Annotated in this window: 20 protein-coding genes and 1 tRNA gene; 12 read left to right on the forward strand and 9 right to left on the reverse strand. The window is 44.8% G+C overall.

The annotated features are described in order from the left end of the window. Positions 1 to 63 precede the first annotated feature (63 nt). Positions 64 to 636, reverse strand: coding sequence for an L-threonylcarbamoyladenylate synthase (locus tag AC1RNB_RS09030; protein ID WP_493082348.1), 573 nt, complete (start codon positions 634 to 636; stop codon positions 64 to 66). Positions 637 to 743: 107 nt separating this feature from the next. On the opposite strand from AC1RNB_RS09030, the gene AC1RNB_RS09035 reads away from it, so the two are divergent. From AC1RNB_RS09035 to AC1RNB_RS09060, 6 genes are all read left to right on the forward strand, one after another. Continuing rightward, entirely contained in the window at positions 744 to 1,556 is an 813-nt protein-coding gene (locus AC1RNB_RS09035) for a 2,3,4,5-tetrahydropyridine-2,6-dicarboxylate N-succinyltransferase (RefSeq protein ID WP_493082349.1), read from the forward strand. A 72-nt stretch (positions 1,557 to 1,628) separates the two neighbouring features. Next, complete coding sequence (locus AC1RNB_RS09040; protein WP_493082350.1) at positions 1,629 to 2,546, forward strand: DMT family transporter; 918 nt, start codon at positions 1,629 to 1,631, stop codon at positions 2,544 to 2,546. A gap of 117 nt (positions 2,547 to 2,663) precedes the next feature. After that, positions 2,664 to 3,425, forward strand: coding sequence for a LiaF transmembrane domain-containing protein (locus AC1RNB_RS09045; protein ID WP_493082351.1), 762 nt, complete (start codon positions 2,664 to 2,666; stop codon positions 3,423 to 3,425). Between the two features lie 84 nt (positions 3,426 to 3,509). Continuing rightward, positions 3,510 to 3,869 carry a DUF4288 domain-containing protein gene (locus AC1RNB_RS09050; RefSeq protein ID WP_493082352.1) on the forward strand — a complete coding sequence of 120 codons (360 nt, stop codon included), beginning with the start codon at positions 3,510 to 3,512 and terminating at the stop codon, positions 3,867 to 3,869. 3 nt (positions 3,870 to 3,872) lie between these two features. Further along, complete coding sequence (locus AC1RNB_RS09055) at positions 3,873 to 4,913, forward strand: sensor histidine kinase (RefSeq protein ID WP_493082353.1); 1,041 nt, start codon at positions 3,873 to 3,875, stop codon at positions 4,911 to 4,913. Between the two features lie 4 nt (positions 4,914 to 4,917). Next, a complete protein-coding gene (locus AC1RNB_RS09060) occupies positions 4,918 to 5,655 on the forward strand; it encodes a LytR/AlgR family response regulator transcription factor (RefSeq protein WP_493082354.1) in 738 nt (245 codons plus the stop codon). Between the two features lie 11 nt (positions 5,656 to 5,666). Here AC1RNB_RS09060 and AC1RNB_RS09065 read toward each other — a convergent pair whose 3' ends face one another. The 4 genes from AC1RNB_RS09065 to AC1RNB_RS09080 all read right to left on the reverse strand — a co-directional run bounded on the left by AC1RNB_RS09065 (position 5,667) and on the right by AC1RNB_RS09080 (position 8,849). Further along, positions 5,667 to 6,065, reverse strand: a complete 399-nt coding sequence (locus tag AC1RNB_RS09065; RefSeq protein ID WP_493082355.1) for a response regulator — start codon at positions 6,063 to 6,065, stop codon at positions 5,667 to 5,669. 465 nt (positions 6,066 to 6,530) lie between these two features. Then, positions 6,531 to 7,157, reverse strand: coding sequence for a response regulator (locus AC1RNB_RS09070; RefSeq protein ID WP_490835853.1), 627 nt, complete (start codon positions 7,155 to 7,157; stop codon positions 6,531 to 6,533). 470 nt (positions 7,158 to 7,627) lie between these two features. Beyond that, positions 7,628 to 7,711, reverse strand: a tRNA-Leu gene (locus AC1RNB_RS09075). Positions 7,712 to 7,862: 151 nt separating this feature from the next. Next, the gene (locus AC1RNB_RS09080) at positions 7,863 to 8,849 is read right to left on the reverse strand and encodes a LuxE/PaaK family acyltransferase (RefSeq protein WP_493082356.1); all 987 of its coding nucleotides are present in this window, start codon (positions 8,847 to 8,849) and stop codon (positions 7,863 to 7,865) included. 49 nt (positions 8,850 to 8,898) lie between these two features. On the opposite strand from AC1RNB_RS09080, the gene AC1RNB_RS09085 reads away from it, so the two are divergent. The 4 genes from AC1RNB_RS09085 (at position 8,899) to AC1RNB_RS09100 (ending at position 12,365) form a co-directional block, all read left to right on the forward strand. Then, positions 8,899 to 9,351, forward strand: coding sequence for a hypothetical protein (locus tag AC1RNB_RS09085; protein ID WP_493082357.1), 453 nt, complete (start codon positions 8,899 to 8,901; stop codon positions 9,349 to 9,351). A 5-nt stretch (positions 9,352 to 9,356) separates the two neighbouring features. Next, positions 9,357 to 10,268: a UbiA prenyltransferase family protein gene (locus AC1RNB_RS09090; RefSeq protein ID WP_493082358.1), complete on the forward strand. Its 912-nt coding sequence runs from the start codon at positions 9,357 to 9,359 to the stop codon at positions 10,266 to 10,268. 5 nt (positions 10,269 to 10,273) lie between these two features. Further along, positions 10,274 to 11,395, forward strand: coding sequence for a M42 family metallopeptidase (locus tag AC1RNB_RS09095; protein ID WP_493082359.1), 1,122 nt, complete (start codon positions 10,274 to 10,276; stop codon positions 11,393 to 11,395). Between the two features lie 130 nt (positions 11,396 to 11,525). Continuing rightward, positions 11,526 to 12,365: a type 1 glutamine amidotransferase gene (locus tag AC1RNB_RS09100; protein ID WP_493082360.1), complete on the forward strand. Its 840-nt coding sequence runs from the start codon at positions 11,526 to 11,528 to the stop codon at positions 12,363 to 12,365. An 8-nt stretch (positions 12,366 to 12,373) separates the two neighbouring features. Here the strand turns inward: AC1RNB_RS09100 and AC1RNB_RS09105 are convergent, their stop codons facing one another. Then, complete coding sequence (locus tag AC1RNB_RS09105; RefSeq protein WP_493082361.1) at positions 12,374 to 13,201, reverse strand: hypothetical protein; 828 nt, start codon at positions 13,199 to 13,201, stop codon at positions 12,374 to 12,376. Positions 13,202 to 13,332: 131 nt separating this feature from the next. Between AC1RNB_RS09105 and AC1RNB_RS09110 the strand changes: the two genes are divergently transcribed. Beyond that, positions 13,333 to 14,529 (forward strand): hypothetical protein, encoded by a 1,197-nt coding sequence (locus tag AC1RNB_RS09110; RefSeq protein WP_493082362.1) that lies wholly within the window; start codon positions 13,333 to 13,335, stop codon positions 14,527 to 14,529. A gap of 38 nt (positions 14,530 to 14,567) precedes the next feature. Beyond that, entirely contained in the window at positions 14,568 to 15,545 is a 978-nt protein-coding gene (locus tag AC1RNB_RS09115; protein ID WP_493082363.1) for a YitT family protein, read from the forward strand. A gap of 12 nt (positions 15,546 to 15,557) precedes the next feature. Here the strand turns inward: AC1RNB_RS09115 and AC1RNB_RS09120 are convergent, their stop codons facing one another. The 3 genes from AC1RNB_RS09120 to AC1RNB_RS09130 form a co-directional block, all read right to left on the reverse strand. Beyond that, the gene (locus AC1RNB_RS09120) at positions 15,558 to 17,603 is read right to left on the reverse strand and encodes a putative porin (protein ID WP_493082364.1); all 2,046 of its coding nucleotides are present in this window, start codon (positions 17,601 to 17,603) and stop codon (positions 15,558 to 15,560) included. Positions 17,604 to 17,731: 128 nt separating this feature from the next. Then, positions 17,732 to 18,553 (reverse strand): purine-nucleoside phosphorylase, encoded by an 822-nt coding sequence (locus AC1RNB_RS09125; protein ID WP_493082365.1) that lies wholly within the window; start codon positions 18,551 to 18,553, stop codon positions 17,732 to 17,734. A 159-nt stretch (positions 18,554 to 18,712) separates the two neighbouring features. After that, entirely contained in the window at positions 18,713 to 18,916 is a 204-nt protein-coding gene (locus AC1RNB_RS09130; protein ID WP_493082366.1) for a cold-shock protein, read from the reverse strand. Positions 18,917 to 19,123: the final 207 nt, after the last annotated feature.

A 19,123-nucleotide genomic window follows, 5' to 3' on the forward strand; every position in this document is an offset into this window, starting at 1 on the left:
CTATATGCCAGTCACATTTTCTGTCAATACAAATGGAATTTCCTGTAGTAAAACCGGGAATGCTCAGGGTCGGATAATAGTAAGTGTTCCGTCTTTTTCCCATTTAATGATGGAGGATGGCTTTCGGTATTCGGTCTCTTCCTGCCGGTAGCTAACCACATAATCCACGCCGTTTACGATGGCCGGTTCAATATCGGTAAAACACATGGGGGAGGGATATCCGCTGATATTGGCCGAAGTACTCACAATCGGTTTCCTGAATCGCTTGATCAGGTTTTTACAGAACTCATCTTCACAGATCCGGATAGCCACTGAACCATCTTCGGCCAGCAGGTTATCGGCCAGTTCAACAGCTCCTTCATAAATCACTGTTGTGGGACGGGTAACCCCCTTGATATAGTCGAAGATCTGTAACTCGGGTTGGGTAACATATTTCAATATCTCCCGCTCATCGGCCACCAGTACAATCATGGCCCTGCTGTCGACCCGCTGTTTCAGTTGGTAGATTTTTTCCACCGCCACAGGATTAGTGGCATCGCAGCCAATACCCCATACGGTATCTGTGGGATAGAGTATCAACCCGCCTTCCTGCAGTTTCTCCAGGCAATAGTCAATATCATTACTGAATGGCAGCATAGATTGGGAAAGCTGTTTATAATGGCAAATTACTGATTGTGACAGAACAATTACAACACAAAGTTCCCATAAAGTTTTCATACTGTATGTTTGCAAAAAAAATACGCATGTCTTTACAAACACAGATCCAGGAAGCCTGGGCCAACCGGGAACTCTTAAAAGATACTGTTTATACAGAAGCCGTAAGAGCAGTGATTGAAGAAGTAGACAAGGGCCGCCTCCGGGTAGCTGCACCAACCGACAACGGATGGGTAGTGAATGAGTGGGTTAAACAGGCCATTCTGATGTATTTCGGTATACAGCAGATGCAGACCTGGAACCTGCCTCCCTTCGAGTTCTATGATAAAATGTTGCTGAAAAGCAATTATAAAGAACTGGGTGTGAGGGCTGTACCCCATGCCGTTGCCCGCTATGGCGCCTATATCGCCAAAAACGTGGTACTGATGCCCAGTTATGTAAATATCGGTGCGTTTGTTGACGAAGGCTCTATGGTAGATACCTGGGCCACCGTAGGCAGCTGCGCCCAGATAGGCAAAGGCGTACACCTGAGCGGCGGCGTAGGCATTGGTGGTGTACTGGAACCCCTGCAGGCCAGTCCGGTGATCATCGAAGATGGTTGTTTTATCGGCAGCCGCTGTATCGTGGTAGAAGGTGTGATCGTGGAGAAAGAAGCTGTTTTGGGCGCCAATGTGGTATTGACCCAGTCTACCAAGATCATTGATGTAAGCGGTGCAGAACCTGTTGAATACAAGGGACGGGTTCCGGCCAGAAGTGTGGTGATCCCCGGCAGTTACAGCAAAAAATTCAATGCCGGCGAATACAGCGTCAGTTGCGCCCTCATCATCGGTCAGCGGAAAGCCAGCACCGATCTCAAGACCAGCCTGAATGATGCGCTGCGTGATTTTAATGTAAGTGCTTAATCAAAAAAAAGGGGGGTCAGGGCTTGCATGTTTTGAACCACCCTATATTCTGTATACTATTGATCCTGGTTTATGGACAAAAAGATCACGCTCGCCGGTTTTCTTATCACCCTTCTGGGAGCGATCTTTTTCTCTACCAAAGCCATTCTTGTAAAACTCGCTTTCCACGCTACACAGGTAGATGCCGTTACCCTGCTGAGCATGCGGATGTTGTTCTCTCTTCCTTTTTACCTGCTGGCAGCCTGGCTGGTGGCCAGAAAAGAAAATAAACAGCTGCTCACCCGCCGCGACTGGTTGCTGATTCTCACAATGGGCATACTGGGGTATTACCTGAGTAGTTTATTTGATTTTATCGGACTGCAATATGTTTCTGCCGGACTGGAAAGGCTGATCCTCTTCCTCTACCCCACTTTTGCGGTACTGATCAATACTTTTTATTTCAAAACAAAACTGGGCAGGGTGCAGTTGATCGCGTTGGTGCTGACCTACCTGGGTATCGGCATTGCCTATTTTGGCGAGATGAAACTGGATACTTCTAATCCCCGGTTTTATTATGGTTCCTTTATGATCTTTCTCTGTGCCATCACCTACTCTTTTTATCTGGTGGGTACAGGACGTATGGTACAGCGGGTGGGCGTAACAAGGTATACTGCGTATGCTATGCTGGCTGCCACGGCAGGTATTTTCGTTCATTTTCTGGTAACCCACCGGGTGCAGGAAATTCCTTTTACCGGCACCCTGGTGGGGTATGGGATTGCACTAGCCATCATTGCCACCGTACTGCCTTCTTTTATGATGAGCAATGGCATGAAACGCATTGGCAGCAACAATGTATCCATCATTACCAGTATCGGCCCGGTATCTACCATTCTGCAGGCACATTGGTTTCTCGGGGAAGAGATCATTCCGGCACAGATCTTTGGGACTGCGCTGGTGATTGCAGGGGTGATTCTCATCGGCTGGCAATCCAAATTTGCCGGCAACCAGTAATCCCTGCTTTTTTTACCGACAGTTTCCTGCCACTTACCGGCTATTTCCGGCTAACAGCCTAAAACGGATTGACTTGCCTGCTATTGCCCAATAGTTTTGCTGTATAAAATAAAACCAATGGACAACGAAAAAAGACAACGGGGATTCACCAGCGAAAAACATGACAGGTTCTGGACAGGACTCGTATTAATACTGGTAGGTGCCGCATTGCTGGTACAAAAACTGGGAGCTGATTTACCTGAATGGTTATTCAGCTGGCCCATGATACTGATAGTGGTGGGCATCACCACCGGACTGAAACATCGGTTTGCCAATGCTTCCTGGCTGATCATGACAGGCATCGGTGTATTCTTTTTATGGGATGAAATGATGATCGATACCAATCTTAAACCATATTTCTGGCCCATCATCATCATCGGTGTCGGTCTGATCTTCATATTCCGTCCTAAAAAAAAATGGTACAGTGACAGAATGAAAGACAAATGGGGGCGTTTGGATGATAATCTGAATTTTGGCACAGGGTATGAAACACAATCATCCGAAGATGTGATCAACAGCACTTCCGTATTCGGTGGCGTTAAAAAAGTAATCACATCCAAAGATTTTAAAGGGGGCGAGATCATCTGTTTTATGGGAGGTGCTGAATATAACCTGAGCCAGGCAGATATTACCGGCCCGGTCAGCATCGAAATCATACAGGTATTCGGCGGCACCAAACTCGTGGTTCCTCCCCATTGGGAAATCCGTACAGAAGCCGTGGCTGTATTTGCCGGCATCGAAGACAAACGCCCCGCACAACCCGGCACATTCGATCCCAGTAAAGTACTGATCCTCAAAGGAACCACCGTATTCGGCGGCATCGAAATCAGAAGCTACTAATATAGTTTGGAGTTAGGGGTCTGAAGTTGTTTTACAGCCCCTTAACTATTAACTATTAATTATTAACTACTAATTACTAGCTCCATGCATTGGTACCTCGCAAAACTGGTTTACCGCATCATCTGCGGACCCGGTAACCATACAGCCCAATTTGATGAACAACTCCGGTTGATCTGTGCAGAAGATGAGCTGCAGGCTTTTAACAAAGCCCAACTGATTGGCAGTAAGGAGCAGGATTGTTTTGAAAACAGTCTGCAACAGGCCGTTCACTGGAAATTCATCAATGTAACCGAACTGCATCCACTCGAAGAACTCTCAGATGGTGCAGAAGTGTATTCCCGGATCTACGAGGATCCTGATGGCGACAATTACCAGCATACGGTACAGGTAAAATCAAGATATTTGTCCGAACGCTGTACAGAACAATTTATACAGTCATTATAACCCATGATCAGTCCTGTCACCAACGCCTCCCGTTTCCGCATCACATTTGCCGTCTGGTGGCTGGTATGGGCGTTGGTACAGGTAATGGTGATCAGCAGTTACGGCGCCACGCTGCGGCAAAGTCTGACCGACGGGATCCTCTGCAATCTTTTACTGGCTGCCAGTTGTCTGCTGATCACCAATAACATGAAATACTATCTGCCGCAGAAAGAAAGGTATTGGTATGTATTACTGATGAGTGTGGTGCTGAGTGGTGTCTGGTTATGGGTAATCAAAACCGCCCTGCGTTTTTTCCTGGGGGGAGATCCGGCGTATCTGCGTTTTCTTGACAACTCAATCTACATACGGTATGTAATTGGCTTTCTGATGATCGGTTGCATGGGTATCCTGAGCCTGTTATGGTACACTTTACAGGAACAGCAGGCCGCCGACAGGCGAAAAGAAGAAGCAGAGAAAATGACCAAAGATGCAGAGCTCTTACAACTGCGGCAGCAGCTACAGCCGCATTTTTTATTCAACAGCCTCAACTCTATCAGTGCCTTGGCCGGCAGTCAGCCGGAGAAAGCAAGGCATATGATTCAGCAGTTATCTGATTTTCTGCGGGGCACTTTAAAAAGAGACGATCACCAATGGGTTTCTCTTGAAGAAGAATTGACTCATTTACAGTTATACCTCGATATTGAGAAAGTACGGTTTGGGCAACGATTGCAAACAGCCGTAACCATCGATGATGCTGCCCGTAACATGAAAGTACCTTCCCTGTTGTTGCAGCCGATCGTGGAAAATGCGATCAAATTCGGTTTATATGATACTACCGAAGCTGTATTGATCACCATTGATGCGATTGTAATCAACGAGCAATTACAACTCACCATCACCAACCCTTACGATGAAGAAACAGCCATTAGCACACAGGGAACGGGGTTCGGATTGGCATCTATCAGACGTCGTTTGTATTTATTGTTTGCCCGGCACGATCTGTTACAAACCCATACAACAGGAACCTTATTCACCACCACCATTCTGATACCGCAGTATCATTAATCTTATGAAAGTAATTATCATAGACGACGAAATGCTGGCAAGAAGCATTGTAAAAGAATATCTGCAGGATTTTCCCGAGCTGGAACTGGTGCAGGAATGCCACGATGGTTTTGAAGGCATCAAAGCCATTCAGCAGCACCAGCCCGACCTGGTATTCCTCGATATACAGATGCCCAAAATCAATGGTTTTGAAATGCTGGAACTGATCGAGAATCCGCCGGCAGTGATTTTTACCACCGCTTTTGAAGAATATGCGATCAAAGCTTTTGAAACGCATGCGGTGGATTATTTATTGAAACCTTTCAGCAAGGAACGCTTTGGCAAAGCGATACAGAAATGGCAAATGCAAAATCAGCAGGAAAGAAAAAATACAACGGCAGACCTGCTGAACAGTTCCGGTCTCACCCCTGTGCAACAGAACCGGGTAGTGGTAAAGGACAATGGCAAAGTAAAGATCATTCCCACGGCAACTATCCGTTACCTCGAAGCAGCAGATGATTATGTGAAAATCCACACGGCTGATGGCGTTTTCCTCAAGAATAAAACCATGGGCTATTTTGAAGAAATACTGGAGTCTCAGAATTTTATCCGCATACACAGGTCCTATATCATCAATGTACAACTGATTACCAGGATCGACCCTTATGAAAAAGAAAGCCACCTGGCTGTATTAAGTATCGGGGTAAAACTACCGGTAAGCAAAGCCGGTTATTCCAAACTGAGGGAAGTATTGGGAATCTGATATCGGGCTAATCAGTATTGCATCAGGTTTTTCTCTTTCACTTTTTCCACGATGGAAGGGATGAGTAAAAAGTCGCGCGACTTATCCAGAAAGTAATCAGCGCCTAAACGCATGCACTCATCGCGATAGCCGGCAAAAGTATTATTGGTAAGCATGATGACAACCGGCTTGATCATGCTGCGAAGATGGAGGCGGCGTAACATTTCTATTCCACTCATCCCCGGCATATTAATATCGAGCACCATTACATCCGGCTGGTAGCCGTCTAGTAACACCAATGCTTCTTCGGCACTGGTCACAGACTCCGTACTGGAAATATCTTTCACTTCTGCCAGGATCGTTTTGAGATGCTGGAGTATCATCACGGTATCATCAATCAGCAGAACCTTAAGCCCTTTATTTTCCATCATGTAATAAATAGATGCTCCGAAGATAGACCTGTAGCAGAAAATGCATTGTAGCATTGCCCATCGAGCTGTTGTAGTTAATCTACTACCAACACAGAAGTAATTCATAGTGCCCCCTGGCCTGGAAATTTCCTGTTAGCGTATCGAAAAAATAATTTGCCCGATCATACAAAAGAAAAACCCTATAACAAGGAATGTTACAGGGTTATTCAGTTTTGTCCCTTGGTTTTTCTAGGAGAAAATTTTGTGTAAGCAAATGCATTACAATGGCAAGCAACCGGTAAGCATTGATGGAATTTCCGAGGATAGTGAATTCTAAGGATATCGATTGATAAGGTAAGCGGAAAGCGGATTAAATATAGCCTTCCCTATTGTGTAAAGAAAATGATATAAAACGACCTGGAAAATAGTATAATATTGTTATTTTGTAGTTATTGTACTACAATCCGCTTTTGAGAAGCAAGTCCCTTAAATAATATTATTCATGATCGCATACTTTACCAGGTCGGCATTGCTTTGTAAATGCATTTTTTCCATGATCCTGGAGCGGTAGGTACTGATCGTATTCACATTGAGCGAAAGGATCTCGCCAATAGCGGAGATACTTTTGCCTGAAACGATCATTTTGAAGACTTCAAACTCGCGGTCTGAAAGCTGTTCGTGGGGGGCCTGGGTATTATTCTGTTCAATGGAACCGGCCAATACTTCGGCTACTTCGCTGGTGATATATTTCCGGCCACTGAGAATCTGCTGTACTGCTTTCACCAATTCATAAGGGGCGCTCTCTTTGGTAAGATAACCGGAGGCACCGGCTTTCAGTGAGCGAACGGCATATTGTTCGGGAGCATGCATGCTTAACATCAACACAGGTGTCAGCGGTGCATTTTCTTTGATCTGCTTTAAGATTTCAATACCAGAGTAACCGGGCATACTGATATCTGAAATGATGATATCCCATTTTTCCTGGATCGCTTTTTTCAGCAGATCGGCAGAATCAGACACATCATGTATATCTGCAAACGGAAACGACTCAACCAATATCTTCCTCAAACCTTCCCTGATCAGGGTGTGATCGTCTGCAATCAATATTCTCATTATGGGTACTCCTTTAAAACTTTTGGATATTAACTAAATATCTGTTTGTGCAAAGTTACTGTATTTTGGATATTGTTCTACCGCAAAAAACATCGCATACCGGCTAATACATGCAAACAAAATCCATTCGTTTTAACCCGAATTTTCTTTCTAACTGATTGACTGTCACCAGCTCCATCCAACACCATCCCGCATGCCCATTACCGGCAAAGCAGCGGAAAATGATGTTACAATGACAATCTGCCATACTGAAACAGCTTTTCACTGCATGATTGCACGGGCAATTTACACCATGTGCGGACTACATACAACGCTATAAACACCCTAATACCTGCATAAAACACCGAAAATTTGTGGTAGAAAACAGCGACAGAAAGTCGTTTGGATAAAATAGGCTGCATGCGCTTACCCGGTGACGACAGCTGGTGAAAAGAAAAAACCTTATAAACGGGAAGTCTATAAGGTTTTTGTGCCCAGAACTGGATTCGAACCAGCACACCCTTGCGAGCGCTGCGACCTGAACACAGTGCGTCTACCAATTTCGCCATCTGGGCAGATTATCATTAATTAATAATTAGAAATTAGTAATTAACAATTGGTGTTTCAGGGCTGCAAATATAAAGGGAATCAGGGATACCAACCAAGCAAATTTTCTCCCTATATTTTTTAATTTTTAATTTTTAATTCTCAATTGCCTTCGAGCTTCTACACCACCAACAGGCTACACCCCCTGATATCACTATTATCCAGCCTGCCCCATACTTCAAAACTGCCATCTTCGTATACCCTGCCCACGTCTTCTGTGGCGATGAAAGAGCAGCTGTATATATTGGCGAGGTCTATGACCTGCAATATGCCCCTCCCCGATTCCTGCACAGCCAGGGGATCTTCCTCATCCCGCACCAGTACTTTCATCCAGGGCGGACAGGTAAACCGGCCTTCTCCCTGTGAATAAGCCTGGCTCAGCAGTTCCGTCATGCCATATTCCGAGTGTACCGAACCAACGCCGAGTCCATCCATCAATAAGTGGTGTACTTCTGCACGAGTCAGTTCTTTTCGGCGGCCTTTCATTCCCCCGGTTTCCATTACCACGGTATGTTTGAGTTGTTGCGGATAAGCAGCGGCAAAATCGAGCAGACCAAAAGTTACACCGATCAGCAGTGTTTTTTGAGATTGAGCTTCCAGTTGCTGCAGGGTTTTTGAAAGGAGGTCGTGTTCATCGAGGTAAAAACCACTGGCGGGATGACCGCTTAAACGGATCAGCTCATCTACCATCATCACCAGGGAGGAATGCTGACGCTCCAGGTAGGAAGGCAGCAAACCGAGAATACACCAGTCTGTTATATCTCCGTAAAACTGTATAAAAGCCTGCACAAAACTCTGCCGGTAAATAGCAACTTCTTTTACCAGATGCCTGCTGGTGAGGCTTTGGGTGGTGCCGCTGCTTTCAAAAACAGTTTGCGGAACAAAGGAAGTGCTCATGACTTCCCTGCTTTTAAAGAATGAGATGGGCAACGCAGGGATAGCATTCAGCGTCTTTACAGCAGCCCGATCTGTTCCGGTAAGGCTGCACCATTCGCGGTAAACAGGATTCTCCTGGTATTGAAACCGGAATGTTTGTAAACAGGCTTCCCTGAAAGCAGCCGGATCGGCAGAAAGAGAGAAAATATTGTTAACATCAATTGCGTCCACAGCTATGTATTGTAATGTTTTAACTAAATTTGAAATGAAAGTGACCCGAATGAAGACAAAATTATTGATACTATTGGCAATCCCGGCGATGTTTTATGCCTGTAAGAAAGATACCTATACCACCAAACCCCAGATCAGCATCAAAAGTGTGAATGCCACTACCCTGAACCAGGGTGATCTTTTGCTGTTTCAACTGGAATTTACTGATAAGGAGGGTGATATTCAGGATACTTTATGGGTACAGAAATTTTCCCGTAACTGTCCTGCCACACCAGGTGCCACTTTCATCAGCAAAAACAAAGTCCCCAATTTTACAGGAACGTCGAATCTGAAAGGCACGCTGGAATTGGGATATGCATACAATGCCAATGTACAGGGATACAGCCCCATTACCGGTTGTGGCACCAAAAACGATACCGCTTATTTCAAATTCTGGTTAAAAGACAAGGCCCAGAACATGAGCGATACCATTACCAGTGGCGATATCATCCTATTAAAATAAACAGGTTGAATGGTTTAACGAGATTACTCTTTTTTGGAAACTATTTTTACGGTTTCTGCGCCATTGCTTTATCCATCGAAGCCAACCTGCAGCAGCATATTCCGCTGAACAGTATAACCTACTACCTTTTTGTTTTTGCGGCTACGGTTCTCTATTATACACATGCCTATATTTCGGAACCCGTTACGGATCCGCTACACCATAACAAAAGAACCGCCTGGTATGCCAAAAACCGGGTATTGATTGGCTGGTCGCAATTGGCATTAACCATTGTATGCCTTACAACCGGCAGTTACCTGCTCCGTGAAAACTGGAAAAACCTGTTTCACCTGGAGGGCTGGCGCTGGCTGCTGGTTCTCATTTTCCCGATAATGGCCGCTTTGTATTATGGCAGTGTTTCGCCGGGTTCCAGTACCAGAAACCTACGCAGAAACGGCTGGCTGAAACCTTTTGTGATCGGTTTTGTATGGGCCGGGGCCGTAACGGTATATCCAGTGATTTTTAGTGATATGGAACATAACCGGCTGGATCCTCCCAACCTGTTTATGTTCCTGCTTACCCTGAAAAACCTCATGTATATTACCATGCTTTGTATCATGTTCGATATCAAAGACTATGCTGCGGATCACAACAGCCAGCTAAAAACCTTTGTAGTGAGATATGGCTTACGGTTTACCATATTCTCGTTATTGATTCCTTTGAGTCTGGCGGGACTGGCCGTGTTTCTGGTATTTACCACTATCCGTGGGTTTCCTTTACCTACGATTCTCATTAACATGATCCCGTTCCTATTGTTGATAACTGTAGCCTATTCAATGCACCGGCGTAAAAGCATTCTCTATTATCTTGCAATCATTGACGGATTAATGCTCGTTAAAGCAATCTGCGGTATCGCAGGTATGATATTCATAAAATAACCCTAATGGCAAAAGCGAAAACACCCTCTAAATCAAAAGCCAAATCCATTCTCAGCGATGAAGCCATGGCTTTTTTCAGAAATTACATCAATACCCCTTCTCCGGTAGGTTTTGAAAGTGGCGGACAGAAAATCTGGCTGGAATATATCAAACCACTGGTAGATACCCATTTTACCGACGCTTACGGAACTGCGGTGGGCGTGATCAATCCTACCGCTCCTTTTAAAGTGGTGATAGAAGCCCATGCGGATGAGATCAGTTGGTTTGTGAACTATATCAATGAACAGGGACTGATCTACCTGAAACGCAATGGTGGTGTGGATCACCAGGTGGCTCCCGCCAAACGGGTGTGGATCCATGGTAAAAAAGGGCCTGTGAAAGCGGTATTCGGATGGCCCGCTATCCATACGCGCATGAGCAACCCGGAGCAGAAAGAACCGCAACCCAAGGTGGATAACCTGACACTGGATTGTGGTGCCCGCAGTAAAAAAGAAGTGGAGGCACTGGGTATTCATATCGGTGCAGTAGTTACCTATGAAGAAGGTTTTGACGAACTGGCTTATGATTATTTTATCGGTCGCGCTTTTGATAACCGGGTGGGTGGTTTCATGATCGCCGAAGTAGCCCGTTTGCTGAAGCAGAACAAGAAAAAATTGCCCTTTGGTTTATACATTGTCAATGCCGTACAGGAAGAGATCGGTTTACGCGGTGCAGAAATGATTGCCCGCCGGATCAAACCAGATATTGCCATCATCACCGATGTAACCCATGATACCAGCACCCCGCTGATCAGCAAAGCTATCGAAGGCGATATCCAGTGTGGCAAAGGCCCTTCTTTAGCCTATGCCCCGGCCATTCATAACAAACTGCTGAAAGTAGTGGAAGACGTAGCCACCAAGAACAAGATTCCTGTACAGTTCAGAACCCTGAGTCGCAGTACCGGAACCGATACAGATAGTTTCGCTTATGCCAATGATGGATGTCCGTCAGTACTGATCTCCATCCCCCTTCGTTATATGCATACCACGGTTGAAATGCTGCACAAACGGGATATAGAAGAGACCATTAAACTGATGTACGAGACTTTATTGGCCATTTCACCTAAAACCAATTTGAGCTACTTGTAGGAGTCTGGAATAAAGAGTTAATAATTAATAGTTAAAAGTTAATAGTTGATATTACAAAAACAAGTGCCTCCTTACTATTAACTTTTAACTATTAACTACCAACTTTTAAAAATCCCTATTTTCGCGGCTTATGAGTGGCAAAGAGAATACATATGTGCGGGTGGCAATCCTGGATCTGTATGAGGGTCAGGCCAACCAGGGTATGCGTTGTATCAGGGATATCCTTTTACAATGGGAAGCGGCGAACCAGATAGAACTGATCTGCCAGGAATTTGATGTGCGTGTAAAAAACGAAGTACCTGATACTTCCTTTGATATTTATATCTCCAGTGGTGGGCCGGGCTCTCCCTTAGAAACCGTGAACACCGAGTGGGAAAAACAGTATTTTACCTGGCTTGGCCAGATAGAAGAATGGAACAGGCAGGCAGAGGATGCTGCTAAAAAACATGTTTTTTTTATCTGCCACAGTTTTCAATTAGCCTGCCGGCATTACGGAATTGGTACTGTTTGCAAGCGTAGATCAACCGCCTTCGGGGTATTTCCGATTCACATGCTTGAAGATGGCAAACAGGAAAAAGTATTTGAAGGACTGAGAGATCCCTTTTACAGTGTAGACAGCCGCGATTACCAGGTAATAGAACCCAATCATGCCCGCTTACGCGAGATGGGTGGGAAAATACTGGCCATAGAAAAAGACCGGCCCCATGTACCTTATGAAAGGGCCATTATGTCTGTACGTTTTAATGACCATTTTCTGGGAACCCAATTTCACCCCGAAGCTGATGCTACCGGTATGCATATGTACCTGCTGCGCGAAGACAAAAAACAAACGGTGATAGAAAACCATGGCGAAGCAAAATGGAAAAGCATGGTAGAGCAGCTGCAGGATCCGGAAAAGATCATGTGGACCTACCAGCACGTGCTGCCCAATTTTCTGAATATGGCCATCGGAGAAATGGTAGTAGCCTAAAACCTCATTTATTGTTCCAGCAGTATCCGCAATCCCTGCACCGCAGCCGGAAGGATCAGGGTTTTGTTCCCCTCTTTTTGTAACAATCCTTTTTGTAGCAGGAATGATTCAGCAGCAGCCAGTGATTGCACCTGCACCACCAGTTCCTTAACTGCATTGTAATGGCCTTTTTCTACCAGAATGACGGGCCCATCTATCAAACGAAAACCAAGATCGGCCAAACGTTGAACGCCGGGAATACTGACCCAGGCCTGTAAACTCTTTGCTGCATCGGTAGTAGTCAGAATGATTTTCTGTACTGACCGTACACCCAATGCTCCGCCCTCTTTTTCCGCAAATACTTTTTTAGCGTTGGCCCTTTGACTGGCAAAGAAAGCAGGATTGAGTGCATCTGCGATAACTACCTGTAACCATTCTGAACAGAGATCGCGCACACCGATCGTTTTCCAGTTACATTGTTCTCCTTCAGTACCTGGCTGGGTAATTATGTCAGGAGGATTCAGTGATATACCAAAGCCTGTCAGTGTCTGTATCAGTGCTTCACCGTGCTGCAGCGGTTCCAGTGAAAGCTTGCTGAAAAAGGCCGTGTCTTTATCTGAACGGGTAAAAGACACCGCCATATTGCCCAACCAGACCTTTCCGGTTTCGGCTGCACCTGCTGGCTGATAACGAAACAACACCGGCAATTTAAAAGTATTGGCAAACAGGGAATATATAGTCTCCGCTTTGCCAGCCTCAACAGTGATATTATCTACACGCAACACCTGCGCAGATCCTGTCAGCAGCAGGAAAACGGAAAAAAAGGACAAGAAGTATTTATTGCGCAAGAATACCATGTACAGACATTTGAAAAATAACAGAATAACTGCATAGCTGTTACTGGAAAATACAACTAATCAGTCAGCTAAAAAATCTTTCGGGTATTGAAAAGGATTTTTTACTTTCAGGCAAAGCCAAATACAGCTATATGGTACCTTCTGTCAGAAAACATTTCAACGAAAATTTCACCACGGAGAAATACGAAGCATACCTAAGGGAATTACACAGTAAACACCCGGGAGCCATCGAATTCCGTGTGGCAGAAACACCGGTGTTTATTGATAAAATTTTTAAAGATAAAGTCCTGTCCGCCTGCGAAAGTATTGTAGACGTAATTACACAGTTTAACTTCAGTTCCATCAGTGCACATGCCATACCACCGGAAGTAAAAGTGCCGAATGAAAATGCGTATACTCATTTTATCGCTTTTGATTTCGGGATCTGTGAGAATGCAAGTGGAGAACTGGAACCCCAGCTGATCGAAATGCAGGGCTTTCCTACCCTGTTCGCTTACCAGATCTGGCACGATGAAGTAACCCGGAAACATTTCGACATCCCGGCCAACTATCATACTTACCTGAATGGATTTACGAAAGAGAGTTACCAGCAGTTACTCCGCGAAGTGATCTTGGGCAAACACCAGCCGGAAAATGTGATCCTGCTGGAGATCCTGCCCCATCAGCAGAAAACCAGGATTGATTTTTATTGCACTACGGATTACGTTGGGATTCCTGTTGTATGTTTAACTGAGCTGATACAGGAGGGACGGCATTTATTTTACCTGAAAGATGGAAAGAAAACAGCGGTACACAGAATCTATAACCGGATCATATTCGACGACCTGCAGCAACAATCAGCAGCAATCCAGGAAAAGGGAAAATTACTCTTAAGCGATCTGGATGTGGAATGGGTGCCACATCCCAACTGGTTTTATCGCATCAGTAAATACACTTTACCGTTTATCGATCACCCCTATGTTCCAAAAACCTGGTTCCTGAATCAGCTAAGCGAGATCCCTGCTGACCTGGAGAATTATGTTTTAAAACCCCTGTTCTCTTTTGCCGGACAAGGTGTGGTGATTGATGTGACCAAAGAAGATATTGCCAAAGTTTCCGACCCGCAAAACTGGATCCTGCAGAAAAAAGTGCAGTATGCAGCCGTTATACCTACCCCGGATATCTCTGCCAAAGTAGAGATCAGGATTTTTTATTTCTGGAAAGAAGGAGAAGCCAGACCTGTGGCTACCAATAACCTTGCAAGACTCAGTAAAGGGAAAATGATCGGAGTGCGCTATAACAAAGATAAAGAATGGGTGGGTGGTAGTCTTGCCTATTTTGAAACGTAGCCACATCAAAGAAATATTTTTTTTGTATCTTCATTTGAATGAATTCTTTCTGGACAAAAATCATTACAAGAACCATACTGCACCCCAAAAATGAAAACGAACGGGGCGAAGCAGATTATTCTGATTATGAACTTGCCAAAGGATTCCGCGAATTGAAGATTAACCTGTTACGGTTAGTCAGGGATATCTTTTTTATGGCAGCAGGTATCATGTCTGCCGCGTTTGGCCTTGAAAGCTTTCTCTTACCCAATGATTTTATAGATGGCGGTGCCACGGGTATCTCACTATTGATTTCAGAGCTGTCGGATATACCGTTGTACATTCTACTGATCACGGTGAATATCCCTTTTGTGTATCTCGGCTACAAAGTAATTGGCCGGAATTTTGCCATCAAAACAGCCATCGCTATTACCGGTCTGGCTATCACAGTTGCTTTCGTGCATTTTCCGCAAATCACCCATGATAAATTATTGGTTTCTGTTTTTGGCGGTTTTTTTCTGGGCGCAGGTATCGGACTCTCAGTGAGAGGTGGCGCTGTGATAGATGGTACGGAAGTACTGGCCATTTTCCTGAGTAAGAAACTGGGTACTACCATCGGTGATTTTATCATCATGTTCAATGTGCTCGTTTTTTCCGCGGCCGCCTATCTCCTTTCTGTTGAAACTGCCCTCTACTCCATGATTACCTACCTCGTTGCCTCCAAAGCACTGGATTTTGTAATTGAGGGGATTGAGGAATATACCGGTGTAACGATTGTATCGCCCCATAGCGAAGAAATCAGGATGATGATCATGGAAAAAATTGGTCGTGGGTTAACCGTATATAAAGGAAAACGTGGATTTGGAAGCCATGGCGAAAGGAATGATATCGATATCATTTACACAGTGGTTACCCGACTGGAACTGAACAAACTGAATACCGAAATTGAAAAAATTGATCCGCACGCATTCGTCGTAATGAACAGTGTGAAAGATACCCGGGGCGGTATGATCAAAAAAAGGGCACTGAAACACTAAGCGTCCGCTCCGTTAATTTACAAAGTTCCACCAGAGACCAAAGCGGGTCCAGAGCCCCGTTCCCGGATTGTAAGTGGTCATAAAATTGGGTTTATTGAAAGAGAACCCATTCTTCACATTCAATGTATTCAGATTCTCTACCCGTAGAAATCCTTTGAAACTTTTGATCCTGAAATGCATAAATGCCGTTATATCCGGCCGGTTGGAAATGGTGTTGGTATTCTGCACAAAATACTGGCCGATAAAGGGTGAATAATCATCAGCCTTATACGCGGTTGTATAGCGGACTTCCAGGCCGGTAGACAGGAAAAGATTCGTTGCAAAATTTCCTTCAAATGCAATTCGGTTGCGGGTTAAGATAAAAGGAATATTGACAGGCGGCTGTCCGGTGGTTTGCTGCAGATGTATTTCTGTATACCAGTTCCAGTATTTAGAAAGACGGAATTTTTTCTCTGCGGTCAGATGCAGTACATTAAACAGCGTGGCATATTGTTTGGCTGAAAAGAAACTGTCGAAATACATATAGTTGTTCACGGCAAAATACTCTCCGCCCAGTTTCCAGCCATTTCGCGGGTTCTCGTATAATGCAAAAAAGCGGATCACATTCTCTTTCCCATAAGCACCCTGGTTAGCCACCGGAAACCGGCTGATCGGGTTAAGAATAAAAGAAGGTGCCCTGTTCACATTCTGAAACCCGATATTCAGGTAGCCCAGCTTTTTCCCCAGCATCCGCTTCATACTGATATACGCTGCATAATCGCCTGAATGAAATCCATTCACATATAACTGACCGGTTGCTTCAATATCCCAGACCTGATTACGTGTCCGGTTACGGTATTCACCCAGTAAAGAAAGGTTGTACAACGATATCGTCTCTACCGAATCATCAAAAGTTCCTTTCAGGTTCTGCAGGGCAATGCCGGCTTTCAGAAACTGTGAAAGATTATTCTTATCGGGGAAAGAAATCAAACTGAATTCATTGTATAGATCGCTCCAGGCATCTTTGAAACTGATGGGCTGATTGTCGCGCGTAGTATAATTGAAATATTTTTGATACCTGGCCGAGTCAACGAACTTATCGAAAAAATTATAGTTACTGGTTGTGTAGCGGAACGTATGTTCTATGCGGAACCGGGGATAGAATAACTGGTAGGTAACCGAATCTGTTACCAAAGAATCCCTTGAGCCGAGATCAAAATGATGCCGGTACAGGAAAGTGGTATTCTTGTAGATATTACCGGTATTCACCGCAGTATTAAAGGGGTTTCGTCCGGCAGTACCGGCTTTACCCAAACGGGTTTCCAGTTCATAGGGATCATTCAGAGCCAGGCTATCCAGTTTGGCCACATCCTGCAATCCCCCGTTTTCAGAAGAAGCACTTTTGTTAGAGATAAATACGAGGAAGTTCTCGTATTTCTTATTCAGCGTCTGATAGTGCGTTACAAAGCGGAAATTATTCTGACTGGCATTCTGGTTTTTCAGGTTGCCGGGTGCATTATTGAACCGGTACTCTACCGAGAAATTAAGATTACTGTTGCGGTTCTGGGTATGGGTAACACTTAATAACTGTTCTGCTTTGCTACCCAGCACATAAGAAAGTTCTGTATACGGCCGCGTGGTCTGATACAGTTTAGTTCCCTCCACCGTAAAACTGTAGATATCGTATTGATGAAAACCCGCATCAAAACCAGGCTTCAAAATCGGATTGAAAAAATAAGACTGCGACGCCGTTGAATAATTACCGAGTGTATGATAATAATAGGGCAAGGGAAAACGGGTAGTAAAATCATTGATCGAGGAATCAATCGTACGCAGCCTGCTGGAATCAAAGTATTTATAGAAAATAGTGATCGAGTCAGCATTCCTGTCGCGCCGCTGCAAAGAATCATTGCCGGTATTCTTTTTCATCGGTCTGCCCTGGCTGTCGTATGTAATCGGAGCAGTATTTGTCTGCAGATTGCCCGTTTGTCCAAAACGGGACTGTGCCTGCAGCGCACTGTTTCCGAGCAGGAGTAACAACAGCCCCAACCATATTTTCCGACCTGACAGTAGACGCATGCTTGCAAATGTGCTGTAAAATAAGGGTAAAGCTACTAAGGATGGCGTTAAAATAGTCTGCAGTCAGGAGTGGGAGTCTGGAGTGGCTTGTGAAAGACTCCAGACTCCCAACTCCCGACTCCTGACTCTTACAGGCTTTTTACTAGTTCGGTAAACAGCAAAGTAAGCTTGGGTTCTGCTTCTTTGGCTGCCTGTAATACTTCTTCGTGGGTGATGGTATTTTCCTCTTCGCGGATCCCGAGGTCGGTGATAACGCTGATGGCAAATACCCGCATGCCGCAATGAACGGCAGCAATGGTTTCCTGCACGGTACTCATACCTACGGCATCGCCACCCAGGATATGGATCAGTTTATATTCAGCACGGGTTTCGAAAGTAGGTCCGGTTACACCGGTATATACCCCCTGTTGCAGCGAAATATTGTTTTTTGCTGCGATTTCCCGCGCCAGTTTGATCAGTTCTTTGCTGTAGGGCTCACTCATATCCGGGAAACGGGTACCCAGTTTGTCTTCATTTTTGCCCAGGAGCGGGTTTACCGTAAAGAGGCTGATATGATCGTTAATGATCATCAGATCACCGATACCGAATGCGGGGTTAACGCCACCCGCTGCGTTAGACAATAACAGGGTTTGTACCCCCAGTAAACGCATCACCCTTACCGGGAAAGCAACCTGCTGTGCGGTATATCCTTCATAAAAATGAAAACGGCCGGCCATTACCCATACTTTTTTGCCACCTAATTCTCCAAAGATCAAACGGCCTTTGTGTCCTTCTACGGTGCTTACCGGAAAATGGGGAATATCGTTGTACGAAATCTCTTTTTCGGTTACGATCACATTTGAGAGGTTACCCAGTCCGCTACCCAGGATGATCCCGGTAGCAGCTTCTCCACTTACCAATCCACGGATATAAGTAACGGTTTCCTGCAATTGTTGCATGGTATCTGACATATACTGATTTTTTTAAGTGTGCAAAGATAACGATATGGGGGGAATCGGGAGTAGTGAGTGGTGAGTAGTAAGGGTATGATACTGCTGCCGGCTTCCTCCAAACAAAAAGGCCACTACGCTGAGCGGAGTGGCCTATAGTAGGTTAAGAAAGTTCAGTGATTAGCTTAAACGTTTCACGTTAACGGCATTTAAGCCTTTACGTCCTTCCTGTACATCAAAAACGACTTTGTCGTTTGCTTCGATCTGATCGATCAAGCCATTGGCATGTACAAAAGTTTCTTTACTGGAGTTATCATGCTTAATAAATCCAAAACCTTTTTCTTCGTTAAAGAACTTTACAGTTCCTGTGATTTGTGTGTCCATTTGTAAAATTGTAAATAATTAATGGCCGCAAAGGTAACACTTAAACCCTTCCCCTCCTAATAATTATGGTTCTGAACTGTTAAATAAGCGCCAATAGGCGGCTTTTACAGGTATAAATGCCTAAGTGTCAGCTATACATTTCATTCATCCGTTCATATAAGAGAGGAGGCAATGTAGGTGTAAACTCGTTTGCAGCACTTATCTTAG

Source organism: Sediminibacterium sp. GW821-FHT12F12, from assembly GCF_058806635.1.

Coding starts and splice junctions, on each gene's coding strand:
- AC1RNB_RS09030 (WP_493082348.1), bottom strand. CDS start 636: ATGCTGCCATTCAGTAATGATATTGACTATTGCCTGGAGAAACTGCAG.
- AC1RNB_RS09035 (WP_493082349.1), top strand. CDS start 744: ATGTCTTTACAAACACAGATCCAGGAAGCCTGGGCCAACCGGGAACTC.
- AC1RNB_RS09040 (WP_493082350.1), top strand. CDS start 1,629: ATGGACAAAAAGATCACGCTCGCCGGTTTTCTTATCACCCTTCTGGGA.
- AC1RNB_RS09045 (WP_493082351.1), top strand. CDS start 2,664: ATGGACAACGAAAAAAGACAACGGGGATTCACCAGCGAAAAACATGAC.
- AC1RNB_RS09050 (WP_493082352.1), top strand. CDS start 3,510: ATGCATTGGTACCTCGCAAAACTGGTTTACCGCATCATCTGCGGACCC.
- AC1RNB_RS09055 (WP_493082353.1), top strand. CDS start 3,873: ATGATCAGTCCTGTCACCAACGCCTCCCGTTTCCGCATCACATTTGCC.
- AC1RNB_RS09060 (WP_493082354.1), top strand. CDS start 4,918: ATGAAAGTAATTATCATAGACGACGAAATGCTGGCAAGAAGCATTGTA.
- AC1RNB_RS09065 (WP_493082355.1), bottom strand. CDS start 6,065: ATGATGGAAAATAAAGGGCTTAAGGTTCTGCTGATTGATGATACCGTG.
- AC1RNB_RS09070 (WP_490835853.1), bottom strand. CDS start 7,157: ATGAGAATATTGATTGCAGACGATCACACCCTGATCAGGGAAGGTTTG.
- AC1RNB_RS09085 (WP_493082357.1), top strand. CDS start 8,899: ATGAAGACAAAATTATTGATACTATTGGCAATCCCGGCGATGTTTTAT.
- AC1RNB_RS09095 (WP_493082359.1), top strand. CDS start 10,274: ATGGCAAAAGCGAAAACACCCTCTAAATCAAAAGCCAAATCCATTCTC.
- AC1RNB_RS09100 (WP_493082360.1), top strand. CDS start 11,526: ATGAGTGGCAAAGAGAATACATATGTGCGGGTGGCAATCCTGGATCTG.
- AC1RNB_RS09105 (WP_493082361.1), bottom strand. CDS start 13,201: ATGGTATTCTTGCGCAATAAATACTTCTTGTCCTTTTTTTCCGTTTTC.
- AC1RNB_RS09110 (WP_493082362.1), top strand. CDS start 13,333: ATGGTACCTTCTGTCAGAAAACATTTCAACGAAAATTTCACCACGGAG.
- AC1RNB_RS09115 (WP_493082363.1), top strand. CDS start 14,568: ATGAATTCTTTCTGGACAAAAATCATTACAAGAACCATACTGCACCCC.
- AC1RNB_RS09120 (WP_493082364.1), bottom strand. CDS start 17,603: ATGCGTCTACTGTCAGGTCGGAAAATATGGTTGGGGCTGTTGTTACTC.
- AC1RNB_RS09125 (WP_493082365.1), bottom strand. CDS start 18,553: ATGTCAGATACCATGCAACAATTGCAGGAAACCGTTACTTATATCCGT.
- AC1RNB_RS09130 (WP_493082366.1), bottom strand. CDS start 18,916: ATGGACACACAAATCACAGGAACTGTAAAGTTCTTTAACGAAGAAAAA.